Annotated in this window: 1 pseudogene; it reads left to right on the top strand. The window is 56.0% G+C overall.

Features of this window, described 5'->3' with window-relative positions:
* Positions 1–357 (top strand): annotated as a pseudogene (locus JW499_RS21875) (hypothetical protein); the annotation flags it as partial.

The following is a 357-nucleotide window of genomic DNA, read 5'->3' as shown; positions in this document are numbered from 1 at the left end:
GGGAAGCGCGTTTTAAAAGTCAGGCCTTGCTGGACGAGCAGGCACTACTGAGCTGCATGGCGTATGTTGACCTTAACCCAATACGAGCAGGCATCGCCGAGACGCCCGAGCAATCGGCATTTACCTCCGTCAAACAGCGGATAGATACCCCGCAGGAGCAAGAAGCCACCGCGTTAACACTCAAGCGCTTTGATCCCCGGCAGGCTGAAACAGCGGCGATCAGCTATGACCTGCATGACTATCTGGAGTTGGTTGATTATACCGGGCGGGCGATTCATCCCACCAAGCGGGGTTATATTACAGCGGATACCCCGCCGATACTCGCCAGGCTCGGGATTGATACCGATCACTGGTTGC

The sequence above is a fragment of the Amphritea pacifica genome (genome assembly GCF_016924145.1).
Taxonomy (GTDB): Bacteria; Pseudomonadota; Gammaproteobacteria; order Pseudomonadales; family Balneatricaceae; genus Amphritea; species Amphritea pacifica.
The sequence above is the reverse complement of the archived record's forward strand: the minus strand, read 5'-3'. Positions and strand labels throughout refer to the sequence as shown.